General features: G+C 69.0%; 18 protein-coding genes. 10 read left to right on the top strand and 8 right to left on the bottom strand.

Features of this window, described 5'->3' with window-relative positions; translation table 11 throughout:
• Positions 1-31: 31 nt before the first annotated feature.
• On the bottom strand, positions 32-514 hold the full coding sequence (locus ACQP2O_RS38215) for a DUF1707 SHOCT-like domain-containing protein (RefSeq protein ID WP_433173868.1): 483 nt from the start codon (positions 512-514) through the stop codon (positions 32-34).
• A 124-nt stretch (positions 515-638) separates the two neighbouring features.
• Positions 639-1,241: a PadR family transcriptional regulator gene (locus ACQP2O_RS38210; protein ID WP_433173866.1), complete on the bottom strand. Its 603-nt coding sequence runs from the start codon at positions 1,239-1,241 to the stop codon at positions 639-641.
• A 276-nt stretch (positions 1,242-1,517) separates the two neighbouring features.
• On the opposite strand from ACQP2O_RS38210, the gene acnA reads away from it, so the two are divergent.
• From acnA to ACQP2O_RS38195, 3 genes are all read left to right on the top strand, one after another.
• Entirely contained in the window at positions 1,518-4,232 is a 2,715-nt protein-coding gene (acnA, locus tag ACQP2O_RS38205; protein WP_433173864.1) for an aconitate hydratase AcnA, read from the top strand.
• Between the two features lie 276 nt (positions 4,233-4,508).
• On the top strand, positions 4,509-5,354 hold the full coding sequence (locus ACQP2O_RS38200; RefSeq protein WP_433173862.1) for a helix-turn-helix domain-containing protein: 846 nt from the start codon (positions 4,509-4,511) through the stop codon (positions 5,352-5,354).
• Entirely contained in the window at positions 5,351-5,455 is a 105-nt protein-coding gene (locus ACQP2O_RS38195; RefSeq protein WP_433173860.1) for a DUF397 domain-containing protein, read from the top strand. The genes ACQP2O_RS38200 and ACQP2O_RS38195 overlap by 4 nt, the downstream gene beginning before the upstream one ends.
• Before the next feature lie 109 nt (positions 5,456-5,564).
• On the opposite strand, the gene ACQP2O_RS38190 is transcribed toward ACQP2O_RS38195, so the two are convergent.
• Both ACQP2O_RS38190 and ACQP2O_RS38185 read right to left on the bottom strand, forming a co-directional pair.
• A complete protein-coding gene (locus ACQP2O_RS38190) occupies positions 5,565-6,113 on the bottom strand; it encodes a DUF6879 family protein (protein WP_433173858.1) in 549 nt (182 codons plus the stop codon).
• 6 nt (positions 6,114-6,119) lie between these two features.
• Positions 6,120-6,392, bottom strand: a complete 273-nt coding sequence (locus ACQP2O_RS38185) for a hypothetical protein (RefSeq protein WP_433173856.1) — start codon at positions 6,390-6,392, stop codon at positions 6,120-6,122.
• A gap of 137 nt (positions 6,393-6,529) precedes the next feature.
• On the opposite strand from ACQP2O_RS38185, the gene mug reads away from it, so the two are divergent.
• Positions 6,530-7,066 (top strand): G/U mismatch-specific DNA glycosylase, encoded by a 537-nt coding sequence (gene mug / locus ACQP2O_RS38180; RefSeq protein WP_433173855.1) that lies wholly within the window; start codon positions 6,530-6,532, stop codon positions 7,064-7,066.
• On the opposite strand, the gene ACQP2O_RS38175 is transcribed toward mug, so the two are convergent.
• Positions 7,018-7,719 carry an SDR family NAD(P)-dependent oxidoreductase gene (locus ACQP2O_RS38175; RefSeq protein ID WP_433173853.1) on the bottom strand — a complete coding sequence of 234 codons (702 nt, stop codon included), beginning with the start codon at positions 7,717-7,719 and terminating at the stop codon, positions 7,018-7,020. The genes mug and ACQP2O_RS38175 overlap by 49 nt on opposite strands.
• An 86-nt stretch (positions 7,720-7,805) precedes the next feature.
• On the opposite strand from ACQP2O_RS38175, the gene ACQP2O_RS38170 reads away from it, so the two are divergent.
• The gene (locus ACQP2O_RS38170; protein ID WP_433173851.1) at positions 7,806-8,192 is read left to right on the top strand and encodes a MerR family transcriptional regulator; all 387 of its coding nucleotides are present in this window, start codon (positions 7,806-7,808) and stop codon (positions 8,190-8,192) included.
• Positions 8,193-8,208: 16 nt separating this feature from the next.
• Here ACQP2O_RS38170 and idi read toward each other — a convergent pair whose 3' ends face one another.
• Positions 8,209-8,781 (bottom strand): isopentenyl-diphosphate Delta-isomerase, encoded by a 573-nt coding sequence (gene idi / locus ACQP2O_RS38165; protein WP_433173849.1) that lies wholly within the window; start codon positions 8,779-8,781, stop codon positions 8,209-8,211.
• A 121-nt stretch (positions 8,782-8,902) separates the two neighbouring features.
• On the opposite strand from idi, the gene dxs reads away from it, so the two are divergent.
• The 4 genes from dxs to ACQP2O_RS38145 all read left to right on the top strand — a co-directional run bounded on the left by dxs (position 8,903) and on the right by ACQP2O_RS38145 (position 14,897).
• Positions 8,903-10,804: a 1-deoxy-D-xylulose-5-phosphate synthase gene (gene dxs, locus ACQP2O_RS38160; protein ID WP_433173847.1), complete on the top strand. Its 1,902-nt coding sequence runs from the start codon at positions 8,903-8,905 to the stop codon at positions 10,802-10,804.
• A 66-nt stretch (positions 10,805-10,870) separates the two neighbouring features.
• Complete coding sequence (locus ACQP2O_RS38155; RefSeq protein ID WP_433173845.1) at positions 10,871-12,352, top strand: amino acid permease; 1,482 nt, start codon at positions 10,871-10,873, stop codon at positions 12,350-12,352.
• 51 nt (positions 12,353-12,403) lie between these two features.
• Positions 12,404-13,759 carry an FAD-dependent oxidoreductase gene (locus tag ACQP2O_RS38150; RefSeq protein WP_433173844.1) on the top strand — a complete coding sequence of 452 codons (1,356 nt, stop codon included), beginning with the start codon at positions 12,404-12,406 and terminating at the stop codon, positions 13,757-13,759.
• A gap of 325 nt (positions 13,760-14,084) precedes the next feature.
• Positions 14,085-14,897 carry a glycoside hydrolase family 16 protein gene (locus ACQP2O_RS38145; protein ID WP_433173842.1) on the top strand — a complete coding sequence of 271 codons (813 nt, stop codon included), beginning with the start codon at positions 14,085-14,087 and terminating at the stop codon, positions 14,895-14,897.
• Between the two features lie 147 nt (positions 14,898-15,044).
• Here ACQP2O_RS38145 and ACQP2O_RS38140 read toward each other — a convergent pair whose 3' ends face one another.
• Positions 15,045-15,536: a TetR/AcrR family transcriptional regulator gene (locus ACQP2O_RS38140; protein WP_433173840.1), complete on the bottom strand. Its 492-nt coding sequence runs from the start codon at positions 15,534-15,536 to the stop codon at positions 15,045-15,047.
• Between the two features lie 85 nt (positions 15,537-15,621).
• Between ACQP2O_RS38140 and ACQP2O_RS38135 the strand changes: the two genes are divergently transcribed.
• Positions 15,622-16,704, top strand: coding sequence for an FAD-dependent monooxygenase (locus tag ACQP2O_RS38135; protein ID WP_433173838.1), 1,083 nt, complete (start codon positions 15,622-15,624; stop codon positions 16,702-16,704).
• Between the two features lie 122 nt (positions 16,705-16,826).
• Here the strand turns inward: ACQP2O_RS38135 and ACQP2O_RS38130 are convergent, their stop codons facing one another.
• Positions 16,827-18,824 carry a WD40 repeat domain-containing serine/threonine protein kinase gene (locus ACQP2O_RS38130; RefSeq protein ID WP_433173836.1) on the bottom strand — a complete coding sequence of 666 codons (1,998 nt, stop codon included), beginning with the start codon at positions 18,822-18,824 and terminating at the stop codon, positions 16,827-16,829.
• Positions 18,825-18,841: the final 17 nt, after the last annotated feature.

The raw sequence follows: 18,841 nt of genomic DNA, 5'->3' as shown, positions 1-18,841 counted from the left end.
GCGAGGGACCCTGCCTGTTCTCCGCCGTGAGTCACCTCGTGAGGCGATGCCACCGGCGGGCGTGCCGGATCCCGACGAACGCCATCGTGAACCAGACGAAGGCGAACAGCGGGAACACGAACCAGCCGTGCGTCGCGGTCGCGATCACGACCAGCGCGATGAGGAACACGCCGGCCGGCGGGCCGAACCGCGGATGCCGCCCCCGATGAGCCATCCGCCCGGTGCGGGCCCACGGCGGGCCGCCCCAGTGGGGGTCGGCCCAGGGTGGTCCGCCTCGCCATGGCCCGCGCGGGCCGGGCATGCCCGGCCCGGACGGGTGCGCGAGCGCGTCCGGGCTCCCGGGCAGGTCCCGGGTGACCTTCCGCAGGTCGCCGACGGTCTTGGCGGACAGCGCGACCGAGAGTCGCTCGTCGAGCTCCTCCCGGGTCAGCCGGCCCTGCGCGAAGTGCTCGTGCAGGGCCGACGCGACCTCGTCGCGCTCCGCGTCCCCGACCCGCAGGTCGTCGTGCTCCATCCCTCGCTCACCCTCCTCACTCGTTCCGCGGCCGACTCCGTACCTGGGCCGGCCGCTCCACTCGCTGCGTCGGGTTCGCTCGGACATCACCGCACTCACCCTTCTCACTCGACCGGCGGCCGGGTCACTCGTCCTCGGCGAGGAGGTGGTAGAGGCGGCGCCGGGTCTCGGTCAGGATCTCCTTGGCCTCGGCGACCTGGGCCTCCGAGCCGGTACGGACGACCTGCATCATGGCCCCGCCGACTCCGCCGGCGGTCTTGAACAGATCCCGTACGTCCTCGCGGACGTCGGAGGTCATCGCCTCCCACGGCGCGTTCACCTCGTCGGCGTGCTGCTCGACGTACGTGCGGCCGGCCTCGGTGAGGCGGAAGGTCTTGCGGCCGTCCCCCTCGGTGCCCTCGATCAGGCCCTCGTCGGTGAGCTGCTGCAGCGCCGGGTAGACCGCGCCGGGGCTCGGCCGCCACTCGCCGCCGCTGCGCTCCTCGATCGTCTGGATGAGCTGGTAGCCGTTGCGCGGCTCCTCGGCCAGCAGCGCCAGGAGCGCTGCCCGGACGTCGCCACGCCGGGCCTTCGACCGGCCTTGCGCCCAGGGCGGCGGACCGCCGAACGGGCCGAAGCCGGAGGGACCCCAGCCCCACGGGGGGCCACCGCGTCTCCCACGGCCCCGGCCACCACGGCGTCCGGCGGCCCAGGCCTCCCACGGATTGTCGAATGTCGCGTTGTGCATGTTCGGTTCTCCCTTCTGAGAGCCATCTCAGATCGTTCGCGATACTCAAACGATATATCGGAAACGCTCGTTGTCAAGCGCCGGGCCAGGTACCTTGATGTCGAGATAAATGTGGTACCTTGATGTCGAGAGAAATTGCGGAGAAGTTAGGCGAGCCTCAGTGCGCAAGGAAGCGGGCGGCTGGGGGAGGATTCCTGACGTATCCACCAACAGAACCCCCGCGCACGCCACGCGAGCGGTAGCCGCGCTCGGGGAGCGCGTAGAGGAGGAGACGACTTGAACAGCTTCGGCAGCCGACAGACCCTGCGCGTCGGCGAGGCGTCCTATGAGATCTTCCGGCTGGATGCCGTCGAGGGTTCGGCGCGCCTCCCGTACAGCCTGAAGGTCCTGCTGGAGAACCTTCTGCGCACCGAAGACGGTGCCAACGTCACCGGCGACCACATCCGCGCGCTGGCCGCCTGGGACCCCAAGGCCCAGCCGAACCAGGAGATCCAGTTCACCCCGGCCCGCGTGATCATGCAGGACTTCACCGGTGTTCCCTGTGTGGTGGACCTCGCGACGATGCGGGAGGCCGTCCGCGACCTCGGCGGCGACCCGGCGAAGATCAACCCGCTGAACCCGGCCGAGATGGTCATCGACCACTCCGTCCAGGTCGACGTCTTCGGCCGTGAGGACGCCTTCGAGCGCAACGTCGAGTTCGAGTACGGCCGCAACAAGGAGCGCTACCAGTTCCTCAAGTGGGGCCAGAACGGCTTCGACAACTTCAAGGTCGTGCCCCCGGGCACCGGCATCGTGCACCAGGTCAACATCGAGCACCTGGCCCGCGTCGTCTTCGACACCGAGGGCGTCGCCTACCCCGACACCTGCGTCGGCACCGACTCCCACACCACGATGCAGAACGGCCTGGGCGTCCTCGGTTGGGGCGTCGGCGGCATCGAGGCCGAGGCCGCCATGCTCGGCCAGCCGATCTCGATGCTCATCCCGCGCGTCGTCGGGTTCAGACTGACCGGCGAGCTCCCGGCGGGCACCACGGCCACCGACCTGGTGCTCACCATCACCGAGATGCTGCGCAAGCACGGTGTGGTCGGCAAGTTCGTCGAGTTCTACGGCGAGGGCGTCGCCGCGGTGCCGCTGGCCAACCGCGCCACCATCGGCAACATGAGCCCCGAGTTCGGCTCCACCTGCGCGATCTTCCCGATCGACGACGAGACCGTGAACTACCTGCGGCTCACCGGCCGCCCGGCCGAGCAGGTCGCCCTGGTCGAGGCGTACGCCAAGGAGCAGGGCCTCTGGCACGACTCGTCCCGCGAGGCGGAGTACTCCGAGTACCTCGAGCTGGACCTGTCCACCGTCGTCCCGTCGATCGCCGGCCCGAAGCGCCCGCAGGACCGCATCGCGCTGTCGGAGGCCAAGTCCACGTGGCGGCACGACGTGCGCAACTACGTCACCGAGACCGACGGCGTCGACGAGGCGGTGGACGAGAGCTTCCCGGCCTCGGACTCCCCGGCCAGCAACTTCCGCGCGAACGGCAGCCGCCCGCACAACCCGACCAAGGTCACCATGGCGGACGGTGCCGAGTTCGAGCTCGACCACGGCGCGGTCGTGATCGCGGCGATCACCTCCTGCACCAACACCTCGAACCCGTCGGTCATGATCGGCGCGGCGCTGCTCGCCAAGAAGGCCGTCGAGAAGGGTCTCTCCCGCAAGCCGTGGGTGAAGACCTCGCTCGCCCCGGGTTCCAAGGTCGTCATGGACTACTACGACCGCGCGGGCCTCACCCCGTACCTCGAGAAGCTCGGCTTCAACCTCGTCGGCTACGGCTGCACGACCTGCATCGGCAACTCCGGCCCGCTGCCGGAGGAGATCAGCCAGGCGGTCAACGACAACGACCTGGCCGTCACCTCGGTGCTGTCCGGCAACCGTAACTTCGAGGGCCGGATCAACCCCGACGTCAAGATGAACTACCTGGCCTCGCCGCCGCTCGTCGTCGCGTACGCCCTCGCCGGCTCCATGGACGTCGACATCGTGAACGGCCCGATCGGCACGGGCTCCGACGGGCAGCCGGTGTACCTCAAGGACATCTGGCCGTCGCCGCAGGAGGTCGAGGAGGTCGTCGAGTCGGCCATCGCGCAGGAGATGTTCAGCCGCGACTACGCCGACGTGTTCGCCGGCGAGCAGCGCTGGCAGGCCCTCCCCGTGCCGACCGGCAACACCTTCGAGTGGGACGCCGACTCCACGTACGTCCGCAAGGCCCCGTACTTCGACGGCATGACGGACAAGCCGGAGCCGGTGGAGGACATCCACGGAGCCAAGGTCCTCGCGCTCCTCGGCGACTCGGTCACCACCGACCACATCTCGCCGGCCGGCGCGATCAAGGCGGACAGCCCGGCGGGCAAGTACCTCACCGAGCACGGCGTCGAGCGACGGGACTTCAACTCCTACGGCTCCCGGCGCGGCAACCACGAGGTGATGATCCGCGGCACGTTCGCGAACATCCGGCTGCGGAACCTCCTCGCTCCGGGCACCGAGGGCGGCGTCACCGTCAAGGACGGTGAGCAGCTGTCCATCTACGACGCCGCGCAGGCGTACGCCGCGGAGAGCACGCCGCTGATCGTGCTCGGCGGCAAGGAGTACGGCTCCGGCTCCTCACGCGACTGGGCGGCCAAGGGCACCCGCCTCCTCGGCGTCCGCGCCGTCATCGCCGAGTCGTTCGAGCGCATCCACCGCTCGAACCTCATCGGCATGGGCGTCCTGCCGCTGCAGTTCAAGGACGGCGAGTCGGCCGCCTCACTCGGACTGACCGGCCAGGAGACCTTCGACATCGTCGGCGTCGAGGCCCTGAACGGCGGCGACACCCCGCGCGAGGTCACGGTGCGGGCGGGCGACAAGGAGTTCCAGGCCATCGTCCGCATCGACACCCCGGGCGAGGCCGACTACTACCGCCACGGCGGCATCATGCAGTACGTCCTCCGCTCCCTCCTGAAGAAGTAACCGCCGAACATGGAATGGGCCGCCCCGCCTCCGCTTGGAGGCCGGGCGGCCTTTTTCGTGGCCCGAAGACATCGCCTCGGGGACTCAGCGACACTTCGCGGACGGCACGATCACCGGCATCCACTGTGCATGGATCGACAGCGCCTGCCAGCGATCATCGGTTGCCGTATCGGGCATTCCGTCCGTCCTGCGAATCGCCTGACAGAGTGTTAGGTAATGATTACTCTCTGACGGGACTTGTCGGCCAGCCAGGTCCATCCCCGCCGGAGGGTAGAAGTGTCCAGTAGCCAGAACGAAACCGACCTCGATGCTCTCCGCGACCACTTCGGACGGGAGATGTGTCGCCTGCGCCAGCGGGCCGCCCTTTCCAGGAACCAACTCGCAGCGGCACTTGGTTGTACACCTCAGTGGCTCTACACGCTGGAGAAGACCGACAAGACCGTCCCGGAGCAGATGGCCTTCGACCTGGATACCTATTTCAAGACCGAAGGATGGGAGAACGACGACGGCCTCTTCCATCGGATCTACGGCGCGATCCGCCGTGCGGGGCAGCACCGTGTTATGCGACCGAGCTTTGAGAGCTACGTCCAATACGAGGCGAAGGCCATTAGCGTCCGATGCTTCGCGACTCAGGTCGTGCCAGGTCTCCTGCAGACTGAGGGCTATGCGCGCGGAGTAATGGATCCGAACGAGCCGCTGGATATCCAAGAGGCCCGTGTCGTGGGACGGATGGAGCGCCAGGCGATCCTCACCCGTGAGAAGCCACCGATGTTGATGTTCATCATTGACGAGTCCGTGCTCAGGCGACCGATCGGAGGCGCCAAGGTGATGGTAGACCAGATCGATCACCTGATCGGCATGACGGAGTCGCCCTGTGTTCAGGTACGGATCATGCTCTTTGAGCGGATCACCTCGGTCGCGTTGGGCGGCGGGTTCATCTTGCTGAGCTTCGAGAAGGACGCGGACCTCATCTATGCCGAGTCGGGCCGCTTGAGCCAGCTACTCGAGGATAGAGACACGGTGTTCAAGGCGGGGGTAGATTTCGACACACTGATGGGTGAGGCCTTGAGCCAAGCCGAGTCCATCGAGTTGTTGCGCCGAACACGTGAGGTGTATCTGTGAGTGATCGGAGCGAGTCGATTCGTGCGTGGCGTAAGAGCAGCTACAGCGACGGTACCGGCGGTGAGTGCGTCGAGGTCACCGCAATCCCGGGCGGTCAATGAGACACCTCCGTGATCACCGGCATTTCCTGTGCACGGATTGACAGTAACTGCCGGTGATCAACGGCCCGTCTTCCAGTGCTTACGATGATGTCGGGCCGGAGGAACCCTGTCATGTCCGATGGCAAGTAGCTGCCTTACCAGGGTTCTCCCTCAGGTAGGCGTGTAGGGGGATGCTGCGCTTGAGTGCTGCGTCGCGGCCGGCGACGTGGCTTGCGACGATGTATGGCTCGTCGATGAGGTCGACGCTTAGCCAGTTACCCTGATCGTCATAGCCCATGAGAGCGACGTGCCGGGCGTCGAGTAGCCAGTAGTCCTGACCGGGCAGGTCCAGTGTCTCCGCAATGCGACGCGGGAGCACTCGCACGTCCTCGCCTGCCTCGACATTCGCCGGGTACGCCCAGGTGAGCAGGAACCGCATGTAGTCGGTGAGCGGCTCGCTGACAACGTGGACGCGTTCCATCCGCTTGCCAGCCTGCCTGGCGGCCCGGACCAGGCGTTTCCATGGTTCCCGCCATGCGTCGTCGCGGGGCTCGTGGGCCTGGAACCGGCGGAACGGCTCGAGCTCGTTGGCAGCGACATAGGTGTCGAGTAGCTCAAGACGGAAGGCACTGTCGGCGAATGCGTCGGCGAAGTCCACTGCGAACTCCTCGGGGGTCATGAGTGGTCACCATGTGGAGTAGTCGGTGTCGTCGAGATCCGCCAGTCCGTCGCCGGTCGCGCGGTCGAAGATCGCTACCTCGCCCTGATAGTCGGCCCATGCGGCAGAGTCGGAGCGGGTTCGCTCCACTGCCTCGTTAAGGTGTTCGAAGAATCGCTTTCGCTTGTAGTCGCGAATGGCCTCTTCGACGACGGCGGCCATCGGCTTGCCGTCTTCGCGGGCGAGTTCGGCAATATGATCGCGCGTCGCGGTGCTGATTCTCACGGTTGCCGTCCCCATGGCAGTGAGTCTACGAAGATGGCGACGCTTCACGCGGACAGTTATGTCGACGACGCGGGTCGTGGCGCCGACCAGATCGGCTCCTTCCTCTCCGAGGTCCTGCGCTGACCGGGTCGGCCGGGCGATATCGTCCGATCGTGACGAGGCGACCGACCGCCGCCGATCTGGAGGCCGCGCGCGACCGGACCATCCCCGACGTCGTGCCGCCACCGGGCGGGGTGCTGTTCTGCGGGATCAACCCGGGGCTCTACTCGGCCGCGACCGGATGGCACTTCGCCCGGCCCGGCAACCGGTTCTGGCCCGCGCTGCACCGCTCCGGCTTCACCGACCGGCTGCTGCATCCCAGCGAGCAGCACCTGATGCCGCAGTACGGCGCCGGGATCACCAATATGGCGGCCCGTGCCACGGCGCAGGCGGTCGAGCTGACCGCCGAGGAACTGCGGGAGGGCGGTGCGCTGCTGGAGAAGTTCGTGGCCGAGCACCGGCCACGGGTCGTGGCGGTGCTCGGCGTGACCGCGTTTCGTACGGCGTTCGGGCGCCCGAAGGTGAAGATCGGTCCCCAGGAGGACAGGCTGGCCGGGGCGGCGCTGTGGATCCTGCCGAACCCGTCCGGCCTCAACGCCCACTACACGCTGCCGGCCCTGGCAGAGGAGTTCCGCCGCTTGAAGAGCTGACCACTCCCGTCGTGGAGGATCTCGCGGTCCCATTCCTCGCGGGGCTGGGTGTGCAGCCGCCAGTAGTGCTCGGCGATGTCGTCCGGGTCGAAGGGTGTTCCCGGGGCGACCGGGCCGCCGACGGTCACGCTCGCCACGTGGACGCCCGACGGCCCGTACTCCTGGTCGAGCAGCTCCACCAGCGTGCGCACCCCCGCCTTGCCGAGGGAGAGGCTGGCGTACTCGCGTTTGGGTTCCGGCATCCCTCCGGTGATGAGGAAGGACCCGCCGCCGCGCGCCGCCATTCCGGGGGCGACGTGGGCGGCCGCCGTGAGTGCGCCGACGACGTTGACCGCCCAGGCGTCCAGGTGTCCGCGTGGGGACAGCTCGCCGGGGCGGTCGGCGCGGATGATCGCGGCGTTGTAGACGACCACCTCCGGCGGGCCGAGTTCGGTGGCGGCCTCGTCGAGTGCGGCGCGGAGCGCCGTCTCGTCGGTCGCGTCGGCGGTGAGGGAGACGGCCCGTACGCCGGAGGCGGTGACCGCGTCGGCCGCCGCCTCCAAGGTCACGCCGGTCCGGGCGATCAACGCGACCGGTAGCCCTTCACGCGCGAAGCGGCCCGCCACCGCGCGGCCGATGCCCGGACCCGCACCGACGATCACTGCACCCGGCATCACTGCCTCCTTTTGGGGGATCACTGGATAATCGGGACGGTAAGCCGTCACATCGATGTGAAGGTCAAGCCGGGAATGGGGCACGGGTGCGAATCGGGGTTCTGGCGCAGCGGACGGGGGTGAGCCGGCGGCTGCTGCGGTACTACGAGGAGCAGGGACTGCTCCGGCCGGTACGGCTCGCCAACGGTTATCGCGAGTACGGTGAGGCGGACGTCGAGGCCGTACGCCACATCCGGATCCTGCTCGCCGCGGGGCTGCCCACGACGGTCATCGCCCGGGTGCTGCACTGCGTGCACGAGGAGGGCGAGCGTCTCGTACCGTCGGCGTGCCCCGGAATGATCAGCAACCTGCGGCGCGAACGCGGCCGCATCGCTGAGTCGATCTCGCGGCTCGAGGCGTCGCAGCAGGCGATCGACGCCATGCTCACCGCGGCACTACACCCTGAGCGCGGTCATGCGACGCGGTCGAACTGAGCCGCGCCGGATCCGGCTACCAGGCGATGGCGGGCGGCAGGAGCGAGGTCGGTGCGGCCGGCCAGTCGGCCGGCTTGCCCAGCGGCACGAGCTCGGCCATCTGCTCGCGGTACCACGGGGAGGCCGAGGGGTCGTCCACGAGCTCCACGCAGGACTCCCAGTCACGCCAGCCCGCCTCCGCGGTCTCCTCCGGGTGGGGGCGGACGTCGCCGACGGCGACGGCGCGGACCACCGGGCAGAGCTCGTTCTCCACGACGCCGTCGGCGGCGGTCGCGCGGTAGCGGAACTCCGGGAGGATGAGCGTCATGCTCTCGATCTCCAGGCCGAGCTCCAGGCGCACCCGGCGGCGGACGGCGTCGCGAAGGCCTTCGCCGGGGCCGGGATGGCCGCAGCAGCTGTTCGTCCACACCGACGGGAACGTTCGCTTGGCGTGTGCTCGTTGGGTGATCAGGATGCGCCCCGCCGCGTCCGCGAGATAACACGAGAACGCCAGATGCAACGGCGTGGCCTCGTGGTGACTCGACGCCTTCGGGGCCGTGCCGATGGCGTGGCCGTCGGCGTCCAGCAGCACGATTCGTTCGTCATCCATCACTGTCTTTATATCCGATCGCTACGCTGCGCCACGTGAACTCGGCCGTGGGGCTCCGCGTCCTCATTGTCGAGCGACCACTAAAATCAGCATCCGCAGAAAAAACGAGGAGATGACCCGAGTGACCCTTCTTGAGTCGATTCGAGGGCCCGAGGACCTCAAGCGCCTGGCTCCGGAGCAGCTTCCGCAGCTCGCCGGCGAGATACGAGATCTCCTCGTCACCGCGGTGTCGACGTCGAAGAACGGCGGTCACCTCGGCCCGAACCTCGGTGTGGTCGAGCTCACCATCGCCCTGCACCGGGTCTTCGACTCGCCGCACGACCGCGTCCTCTTCGACACGGGGCACCAGGCGTACGTGCACAAACTGCTGACGGGCCGGCAGGACTTCGGCTCGCTGCGGCAGGCGGGCGGCCTGTCCGGCTACCCCTGCCAGGCGGAGTCCGAGCACGATGTGATCGAGAACTCCCACGCCTCCACCGCGCTGTCGTACGCCGACGGGCTCGCCAAGGCGTACCAGCTGCGCGGGGAGGGCGACCGGTACGTCGTCGCGTTCATCGGCGACGGCGCGCTCACCGGCGGCATGGCCTGGGAGGCGCTGAACAACATCGCGGCGGGCAAGGACCGCAGGGTCGTCATCGTCGTGAACGACAACGGCCGGTCGTACTCCCCGACGATCGGCGGGCTGGCCAGCCACCTCGCGGACCTGCGGATGACGCGGGGGTACGAGCACGCCCTCGATCTGATCAAGCGCACGGTGCCGCGCACGCCGGTCGTGGGGCCGATGGCGTACGAGGCGCTGCACGGCATCAAGAAGGGCATCAAGGACATCCTGCAGCCGCAGGCGATGTTCGAGGACCTGGGCCTGAAGTACCTCGGGCCGATCGACGGCCACGACGAGGAGGCCGTGGAGCACGCGCTGCGCAAGGCGAAGGACTTCGGCGAGCCGGTGATCGTGCACTGCATGACGCGGAAGGGCTTCGGCTACGCGCCCGCCGAGAACGACGAGGAGGAGGCGTTCCACGCCCCCGGCCTGTTCGACGCGGCGACCGGGCGGAAGCTGGCCAAGAGCTCGCGGACCTGGACCAAGGCGTTCAGCGAGGAGCTGGTGGCGCTGGGCGCCGAGCGCCCGGACATCGTCGCGATCACCGCGGCGATGCTGCACCCGACCGGGCTGGCGGCGTTCGCCGAGGCCTACCCGGACCGCACATACGACGTCGGGATCGCCGAGCAGCACGCGGTGACCTCGGCGGCGGGCCTGGCCTTCGGCGGCATGCACCCGGTCGTCGCCGTGTACGCCACGTTCCTCAACCGCGCGTTCGACCAGCTGCTCATGGACGTCGCCCTGCACAAGCTGCCGGTCACCGTCGTCCTCGATCGGGCCGGGGTCACGGGCGACGACGGGCCGAGCCACAACGGCATGTGGGACATGTCGATCCTGCAGGTCGTCCCCGGGCTGCGGGTCGCCGCTCCCCGGGACGAGACCCGGCTGACGGAGCTGCTGCGCGAGGCGGCGGACGTCAACGACGGCCCGACGGTGGTCCGGTTCCCGAAGGGGCCGGTCGCCGAGGACGTCGCGCCCGTCGACCGGGTCGGCGGGATGGACGTCCTCGTACGGTCGGGCGAGAAGCAGGACGTGCTCATCGTCGCGGCGGGCCCGATGGCGGGCGTCGCGGTCGAGGCGGCCCGGCTGATCGACGCGCACGGCATCGGCGTCACGGTCGTGGACCCGCGCTGGGTGAAGCCGCTGGACCCGGAGCTGCCGGGCCTTGCGGCCGGGCACCGGCTCGTCGCGGTCGTCGAGGACAACAGCCGGGTCGGCGGCGTGGGCGACGCGGTGGCGCGGGCGCTGCGCGACGCCGACGTCGACGTGCCGGTGCGGACGTTCGGCATCCCGGACCGCTTCCTGGACCATGCCAAGCGCGCGCAGATCATGACCGACATCGGGCTGACGCCGCAGGGCCTGGCCCGGGACATCACGGCGGCCACCGCGCGGGACGAGGTACTTGAACCCACCGAGTCCTGAGATCTAACAATCCGTTAGTTTTGCCATCACCGGGTAGAGGAGGCCATACGTCGTAGAGGGAGTCAGATGAGTGTTTTCCGCACTAAATCGGTAGAACGGTCCATTCGGGACACGGATGAGGCTGGTCACCGACTACGGCGGGACCTGAGCGCACTCGATCTGACGATCTTCGGCGTCGGGGTCATCATCGGCACGGGCATCTTCGTGCTCACCGGTGAGGTCGCCAAGGAGAAGTCCGGACCCGCGGTCGCGCTGTCCTTCGTGGCCGCGGGCATCGCCTGCGCGCTCGCCGCGCTGTGCTACGCGGAGTTCGCCTCCACCGTGCCGGTGGCCGGCTCCGCGTACACCTTCTCCTTCGCCACACTCGGCGAACTGCCCGCCTGGATCATCGGCTGGGACCTCGTACTGGAGCTGGCGCTCGCGGCGGCGACCGTCTCGGTGGGCTGGTCCGGCTATGCCAAGAGCCTGCTCGGCGACCTCGGCTGGGACCTGCCCTCCTCCGTGGCCGGAGAGCACGCCACCTTCAACATCCCGGCGGCCCTGATCGTCCTGGTCGTCACGGGCGTGCTCGTCCTCGGCATCAAGGTCTCGTCGCGGGTCAACGCGGTCATCGTGACGATCAAGATCGCGATCGTCCTGTTCGTGATCTTCGCGGGGCTGTTCTTCATCAAGGGCTCGAACTACCATCCCTTCGTCCCGAAGTCGGTCCCGACGCCCTCGGTGCACGGCGGCCAAGAGCCGCTGGTCCAGGCGCTGTTCGGCTACACGCCCTCCACGTACGGGTGGGCCGGGATCTTCGCGGGCGCGGCGATCGTCTTCTTCGCCTTCATCGGCTTCGACATCGTCGCGACCGCCGCCGAGGAGACCAAGAAGCCGCAGCGCGACCTGCCCATCGGGATCATCGCCTCGCTCGCCATCTGCACCACCCTGTACGTCGCGGTCTCCCTCGTCGTCGTCGGCATGGAGAACTACCGGCGGCTGAGCGTCGAGGCCCCGCTCGCCGAAGCGTTCAAGGCGGTCGGGCACTCCGGGTTCGCCACGATCATCGACATCGGGGCGATCGCCGGCCTGACCACGGTCGTGCTCATCCTCGTGCTCGGCCAGAGCCGGGTGTTCTTCGCGATGAGCCGTGACGGGCTGCTGCCGCAGTGGCTGGCCGAGGTCCATCCGCGGTTCGGCACGCCGGCCCGGATGACCGTCATCATCGGCGTCATCGTCGCGATCATCGCCGGTCTGATCCCGCTGTCGGCCCTGGCCGACCTGGTCAACATCGGCACGCTGTTCGCGTTCGTGGTCGTCTCGATCGGCGTGATCATCCTGCGCCGGACCCGGCCCGACCTGCCCCGGTCGTTCCGCGTCCCGTGGTCGCCCGTGGTGCCGATCCTGTCCGTCCTGGCCTGCGTGTACCTCATGCTGAACCTGCCGGTCGAGACGTGGATCAGGTTCGTGGTCTGGATGCTCATCGGCTTCGTCATCTACTTCGGGTACGGCCACCGCCACAGTCGCGCGGGTGAACCGGCGGTTAAACCGTCGGTCGAATCCCGGTGATGTGGTCTCGTCGGTCCTGACATCAGCGCCCTCGGAGCGCACAATGGCGACGTGGCGGACACACATCCGCTCCGCGTGGCAATCATCGGGTCCGGGCCGGCGGGCATCTACGCCGCCGAGGCCCTGATGAAGCAGGCGGACGGGAACGTACAGGCCGACGTCTTCGACCGGCTGCCGACGCCGTACGGCCTCGTACGGTACGGCGTCGCCCCGGACCACACGTCGATCAAATCCATCGCGGGCTACCTGCAGCGGGTGCTGGAGCAACCGGGAGTGCGGTTCCTCGGCGGCGTGGAGCTCGGCGGCGACATCACGCGCGACGACCTGCTCGACTGCTACGACGCGGTGATCTACGCGACCGGCGCCATGGTCGACCGGCACCTCGGCGTGCCGGGGGAGGACCTGCCCGGCAGCGTCGCCGCCACCGACTTCGTCAACTGGTACTGCGGCCATCCCGACGCGTACGACCTCGACGTCGACCTGTCCGCCGACGAGGTCGCGGTGATCGGAGTCGGCAACGTCGCCGTCGACGTCGCGCGGATCCTCGCCAAGACCGCCGACGAGCTCCGCGCCACCGACGTGCCGGAACCGGTGCTCGACCTGCTCGGCGGCAGCGCCGTACGCCACATCCACATGATCGGCAGGCGGGGCCCCGCGCAGGCCAAGTTCACCACCAAGGAGCTGCGCGAGCTCGGCCGGCTGCCGCACACCGAGGTGCACATCGGCGCCAAGGACATGGAGCTCGACCCGGCGAGCGCCGCGCTGGCCGAGTCCGACCGGCATGTGCGCGCCAACGTCGCGGTCATGCACGAATGGGCAGGTCAGCCGGTCGAGGGCCGCCCGCGCCGGCTCGACCTGCGGTTCTGGCTGCGGCCCGTGGAGATCCTCGGCACCGAGCGGGTCGAGGGCCTGCGCCTGGAGCACACGACGCTGAACGACGAGGGCCGGGTCGTCGGCACCGGCGCGTACGAGACCCTGCCGGTCGGGTTGGTGCTGCGCTCGGTCGGGTACCAGAGCGTGCCCCTGCCCGGCGTCCCGTTCGACCCACGGGCGTACGTCGTCCCGAACGACGCCGGGCGGGTGCTCGGCGAGGACGGCCGACCGCGGCCGGGGGAGTACGTCGCCGGCTGGCTCAAGCGGGGTCCGACCGGAGTGATCGGCACCAACAAGGCCGACGCCGCCGAGACCGTTCGCGCGCTGCTCGCCGACCTGGACGGCCGGGCCCGCGAGCACCCGTCGATCGAGGCGCTGCTGGAGGCGCGGAACGTCCGCGCGGTGACGTACGACGACTGGCTCGGCATCGACGCCGAGGAGATCGCGCTCGCCCAGGCGCTCTCCCGCGGCGAACGCGTCAAGCTCGCCGGATGGGACGCCCTCCACCGCGCCTGCCGCCCGCGCACCTCCTGACTCCGCCTGCCGTCCGCGCACGCCTGATCCCACCGCGCCTGCCGTCCGCGTACCTCTTGACTCCGCCTGCTGTCCGCGTACGCCTGACTCCGCCGCGCCTGCTGTCCGTGTGTCTCCGACTCCGTCGCGTACCGGGGCTTCGGGCGCATCGGGACTTCGGGCTCTCTCCGTACGGGACCGGAGTCTCATCTTGGCGCGCGAGGCGTTCGACGCTGAATGAAACCCCCGACACGCGTCGGGGACGTCCGTATGCTCTTCGACGGCTTCGGGGGGAGTGGCCGTACGGCCCTCGCCGTGTCCTGTTCCCCCTCGAAGGAGTCGTTCCATGCGCCATTCCCGTCTCGCCATCTGTGCGGCCGGGACCGCCGTGGCCGTCGGTGCGGTCGTCACCGGCATCGCCGTCTCGGATGGTTCGTCGTCGAAGGCCTCCAAGGTCGGCTACTCGGACAACGCCGCACGGCAGGCCGCGCCCGCGACCGGGCAGGCGACGGACGGCACTGCCGCCGCCCAGTACAAGTGGGGCAAGCCGCTCCGGGTGGAGAACTTCAGCGGCAAGGCCGTCAACAAGAAGGACTGGGAGCTGTACGACGACCCGGGCAAGGACAAGCCGGGCGGCGAGAAGACCAAGCGGCGCCCGAAGCAGGCGGCCGTGAAGAACGGCATCCTCACGATCACCGGCCTGGCGAACGGCTGGTCCGAGGGCATGGCCTGGCACAAGGGCATCCGCAAGTACGGCCGCTGGGAGACCCGCGTCCGGGCGACCAAGGGCTGCGGCTGCTACCACCCCGTACTGCTGCTCTGGGGTGAGAGCAAGCCCGCCGAGGTCGACTACATGGAGGACATCCAGGACCCGAACCGTAAGCACCCCAACTTCTTCCTGCACTACGGGAACGACCAGCAGCTGCAGCAGCAGGTCAAGGTCGACCTGACCAAGTGGCACACCTTCGCCGTGGAGGTCACGTCCACGCAGGTCAACGGCTACGTCGACGGTAAGCGGTGGTTCCACACCACCAAGAGCAACGCGATCCCGCGCGGCACGCTCGCGCCGACGATCCAGCTGGACTGGTTCCCCGGCGACACCCGCACCCACACCGGCGGCTCCATGCAGGTCGACTGGATCAAGCTGTACAAGGCCTGATCAGCGGCCCCGAGACGTCGACAGCCGGCGGTCACCGCGGACGGTGACCGCCGGCTGTCCCATTCCCGAGCCCCGGTGCCGCGTCCGCGAACGTTGGTCGATCCTCGCCTTTGGACGAGCGGCTCCCACTGGGCCGCGGCCGGCAGCTCAGAGTTTCGTGACGAGTGATCGAAGTTCGGAGATCACGTCCGCGCCGGTGGGCGCGTGGTCCGGATCCACCAGCCACTGCAGCATCAGGCCGGTCAGCAAGGCGAGCGGCACCGAGCCGCCGAGTCCCTCTCGTCCCTCGCGTTGTCCCTCGGCGAGGTGCCGGCGTACTTCTGGTGACCGCGTGGCGTGCACGGCGGCCTCGAGCTGGGCGATCCACAACGCCCGATGGGTGGTGAAGCTGTCGATCAGCGCCTGCCAGCCTTGCTCCGGTTCGTCGTGTGGCGTTTCGCGGGCGAGTTCGCCGCCGAGTTCGTCGACCGCCTCCACCAATGCCTGGGTGAGCAGCGCGTCCTTGGAACCGAAGTGGTAGCCGATGGCGGCGTGGCTGACTCCGGCGGCCGAGGCGATGTCCCGGACGGTCGTGTGCGCCCAGCCGCGTTCGATCAGGCAGCGCTTGGCTCCGGCCAGCAGGTCCTCCCGGTTTCCCATGCGCTGCAGCATACCGAAGGAATTGGCCAAATGGTTCATCCATATGGTTTGACCAAATGGGCAAGACGTGGCTACGGTCGTTCCCATGACCAAGACGACGGTTCTGATCTCGGGTGCGAGCGTGGCCGGACCCGCCCTCGCCTACTTCCTGCACCGCGACGGCTACGACGTGACCGTGGTCGAGCGCGCGCCGGAGCTTCGCGACAGTGGGTACGCGGTGGACTTCCGCGGCGCGGCATTCGACGCGCTGGAGGAGATGGGCGTCCTCGCCGAGGTTCGCGACCACGACACGAAGATGCGCGGCACGACCCTGGTGGACGAGCAGGGCACCGAGACCGGGCAACTGCCCGCCGAGGCGTTCGCCGGCGAACTGGAGGTGCCGAAGCGGGCGCTGACCCGGATCCTGCACCGCATCACCGCGGACGACGTGGAGTACGTGTTCGACGATTCGATCAGCGCGATGACCCAGCACGAGTCCGGCGTCACGGTCCAGTTCGAACGCGGCGCCGCACGGGAGTTCGACCTGGTCTTCGGGGCCGACGGCGTGTATTCGAAGGTTCGGGAGCTGGCCTTCGGACCGCACGCGGATGCCGTACGGCACCTGGGCCTTTCCGGCGTCGGCTTCAGCGCCGCCAACCACCTCGGCCTCGACCACAGTGGGCTGCTGCAGCACCTCGAGGACACGGCGATCTACATGTTCAGCGCCGATGAGGCGGATCGGCTCACGGTCAGCCTCTCCTTCGCCACCGCCTCACCCTCCCTGGACCGACGCGGCCGACAGGAGCAGGAGCAGGCGGTGCGCGCCGCCTTCGCCGGGCACGGCTGGCAGGCGCCCCGGTTGCTGGAGGCGATGAGCCGAGCCGACGACCTCTACTTCGCCTCCACCTGCCAGGTCCATCTGGACCGCTGGTCACGCGGCCGGGTCGCCCTGGTCGGCGACGCGGGATACTGCGCCGCGTCCACCAGCGGCATGGGCACCTCACAGGCGCTGATCGGCGCCTGGACGCTCGCCCGCCACCTGGCCTCGGCGGACGGCGATCACGCGGCCGCCTTCAGCGCGTACGAGGCGGAACTGCGGCCCTACGTCGCGGAAAACCAGGAGAAGGGCCGGCAGGTGGCGGCGATGCTCGGCGCTGGAATCGGCTCGGCGGACCCGCACGCCTCCTGATGCCAAGGAGAACCTGCTGTTCCGGGCACAGCTGATCCCCGGCGGCCACCGTGCTCAAGGGCGCAGCGGCGACCGGGGATCAGGCGGCCGAGCAGCTTGTCGTGGGTCTGCAAGACCCATGATCAGGGGATGTGCCAGAGGCGAATGCGGTCGCCTGCGGTATCACCGCTACCGCCGCTGAGGCCGGCCGCGAGGATCGACCCGTCGGGGGTGAACGCCAAGGCGCTGACGGAGCTGAGGGTGGTGAACGTGGTGACCGTGGCCCCGGTGGCGGTGTTCCACAGCCGGATCGTCTTGTCGTCGCCACCACTGGCCAGGGTGCCGCCTCGGGGGTGGAAGGCGAGTGTCTGGATGTATCCGGTGTGGCCTTTCAGCGTGATGATGGGGCGTTGCGAGACGACATTCCACAGGTAGATGGTCTCGTGAACGGTGATGGCGAGTACCTGGCTGTCCGGGCTGAACGCGACCGCGCCCGGTGCGTAGCCGAAGCGGTAGTCGTAGGTGGCCGTGACCCGGCCAGCGGGCATGGCGCGGAGCTGTACGGGGTGGTCGCCGGTGAGCAGGAGCCTGCCGTCCGGGCTGAAGGCGACGTGGCCGCCCGGCGAGTCCTTGTGGATGCCGAGGGAGCGGCCGGAGGAGGTGTCCCACACGTACACGCCTCTGAAGAGCCCGGCGGCGGCCAGGGTCCTGCCGTCGGGACTGATGGCCGCCGAGAAGACGTAGCCGTCGGTGGGTTCACCGTTCAGGCGCTGGGCGGTCACGGTGAAGGTGCGGGCGACACGGCCGGTTGCCACATCCCAGAGCATGATCTTGTTCAGGTCGGCTTTGGCCAGCAGCGTGCGGTCGGGACTGAAGACAGTGGGTTGGCCCAGACCTGACCGGGGCGTGCTGAGGTGGACGGCGGCTCCGCGGCGGGTCGCGAGGTTCCAGCGCCAGACACTGTTGTCAGCAGAGCTCGCGGACATGGCGAGCAACGTCCGGCCGGTCGGGTCGAAGGCGACGGCGGTGATGGGTGCCTGCGGTCCGGTGAGGGCGACGCCGTTGGAGCCGGTGGCGGTGTTGCCGGCAGTGGGTCTACCAGATCGAGAAGCTGAGTGTTCCCGTCCGTACAGGAGCACGGAGGTTCCGGCCACCGCGGTGGTGGCGGTGGCCGCCAGTCCGCCGATGATCAGCGCGCGGCGGGATACCCCGCGAGAGGGCTCTGGCCGTGTGAACGGCGCCGGCTGCGGGTCGGGTTCGATCCATGTTTGAGGGTGGATCGTGGTCGCGGGCACTGCCATGGTGGGCGCAGGAAGGGCCGTACCACCAGGGCGGAGGCTGGTGAAGCGGGCCGGAAGGCTCTGCGCTGTCGGACGGTCGGTGGGCTCCTTCGCCAGGCATGCGGCCAGCACAGCGTGCAAGTCGCCGCCGAGACCGTCGAGTGCGGGCGGATCGTGCAGAATCCGATGGACGATCGCCGCGATGGTCGGTGCATCGAACGGGCTCCGCCCGGTAGCGGCGAAGACCAGCACTGAGCCCAGGGAGAACACGTCGCTCGCGGGTCCGGTCCGGTCAGCGTGGATCTGTTCGGGCGACATGTAGGCGTAGGTGCCGATCACCGAGCCGGTCGCGGTGAGTGAAGTGGCGTCCATGGCGCGAGCGATGCCGAAGTCGATGATGCGGGGGCCGTCGTCGGCCATGATGATGTTGCCGGGTTTCAGGTCACGGTGGACCAGCCCGCACTGGTGGATGGCGGCCAGTCCCTCGGCCAACCCCGCGCCGAGCCGTGCTGCGGCCTCCGGCGGGAGCGGGCCGCGCTGTGTGACCACCTTGTGCAGTGTGGGACCTGGGATGAAGGCGGTGACCAGCCAGGGGGCCTCGGCGCCCGGATCGGCGTCGACGACATGGGCGGTATGGAAACCGCCCACCCGGCGGGCCGCCTCGACCTCCCGGGCGAACCGAGCACGGAACTGTGGGGTGTTCGCCAGCTCCGGCTGGATCACCTTCACCGCGACCTTGCGTCCGCCCGGCGAGGTGCCCAGATAGACCTGCCCCATGCCGCCCGCGCCCAACCGGCCATCCAGGCGATAAGGGCCGATCTGCCGCGGATCGTCGGGCGACAAGGAATCCACATGCACCATCCGGAAATAGTCGCGGA

Origin of the sequence: Actinoallomurus sp. CA-150999, assembly GCF_050942425.1 — a bacterium.
GTDB lineage: Bacteria > Actinomycetota > Actinomycetes > Streptosporangiales > Streptosporangiaceae > Actinoallomurus.
Note: the sequence above shows the minus strand (reverse complement) of the source record. Positions and strands in the feature narration are given on the sequence as shown.

Excerpts from the sequence above, each read along its gene's own strand:
- ACQP2O_RS38215 (WP_433173868.1), bottom strand. The coding sequence starts at position 514 with ATGGAGCACGACGACCTGCGGGTCGGGGACGCGGAGCGCGACGAGGTC.
- ACQP2O_RS38210 (WP_433173866.1), bottom strand. The coding sequence starts at position 1,241 with ATGCACAACGCGACATTCGACAATCCGTGGGAGGCCTGGGCCGCCGGA.
- ACQP2O_RS38190 (WP_433173858.1), bottom strand. The coding sequence starts at position 6,113 with ATGACCCCCGAGGAGTTCGCAGTGGACTTCGCCGACGCATTCGCCGAC.
- ACQP2O_RS38185 (WP_433173856.1), bottom strand. The coding sequence starts at position 6,392 with ATGGGGACGGCAACCGTGAGAATCAGCACCGCGACGCGCGATCATATT.
- ACQP2O_RS38175 (WP_433173853.1), bottom strand. The coding sequence starts at position 7,719 with ATGCCGGGTGCAGTGATCGTCGGTGCGGGTCCGGGCATCGGCCGCGCG.
- idi (WP_433173849.1), bottom strand. The coding sequence starts at position 8,781 with ATGGATGACGAACGAATCGTGCTGCTGGACGCCGACGGCCACGCCATC.
- ACQP2O_RS38155 (WP_433173845.1), top strand. The coding sequence starts at position 10,871 with ATGAGTGTTTTCCGCACTAAATCGGTAGAACGGTCCATTCGGGACACG.
- ACQP2O_RS38145 (WP_433173842.1), top strand. The coding sequence starts at position 14,085 with ATGCGCCATTCCCGTCTCGCCATCTGTGCGGCCGGGACCGCCGTGGCC.
- ACQP2O_RS38140 (WP_433173840.1), bottom strand. The coding sequence starts at position 15,536 with ATGGGAAACCGGGAGGACCTGCTGGCCGGAGCCAAGCGCTGCCTGATC.
- ACQP2O_RS38135 (WP_433173838.1), top strand. The coding sequence starts at position 15,622 with ATGACCAAGACGACGGTTCTGATCTCGGGTGCGAGCGTGGCCGGACCC.
- ACQP2O_RS38130 (WP_433173836.1), bottom strand. The coding sequence starts at position 18,824 with ATGGTGCATGTGGATTCCTTGTCGCCCGACGATCCGCGGCAGATCGGC.